The 344-nt window shown below is 52.2% G+C and carries 1 protein-coding gene; it reads right to left on the reverse strand.

What is annotated here, in order from left to right:
• Nucleotides 1-344, reverse strand: a 344-nt coding sequence (locus CV944_RS15885; protein ID WP_483299647.1) for a transposase family protein, incomplete at both ends; no start/stop codon positions are given.

Genomic DNA, 344 nt, shown 5'->3' on the forward strand with positions numbered 1-344 from the left:
TTGCTTTTTGGAAGCGCAATACCCGATGTCGGCGATCTCTTGAAACCGTTTGACGCGATGCATTCTTGCCGTATGGCACAACGGGAGCGGCAAGCTGTCMACGACGGCATAGGCATGATGTTGACCGCGTTTTGCCAGCTCATGACGGATCCATTTGATGGCGAAACCAAGCGCCCRGCAACGGCGGTTGTATCGGGAGCGTTCAAGAAACGAGCCGTTTGTGAACAAATTTCCCGTGACAAARCGATGCCATGCCCGTTCGGATGTAAAACCGAGCAGCTTTCCTAAAAGATGAATGGCGATGATGACAGCGTCCTCTTGCTTGACCAAATGGCGATTTCGAC

Origin of the sequence: Geobacillus sp. WSUCF-018B, assembly GCF_002809985.1 — a bacterium.
Lineage (GTDB): Bacteria > Bacillota > Bacilli > Bacillales > Anoxybacillaceae > Geobacillus > Geobacillus thermophilus.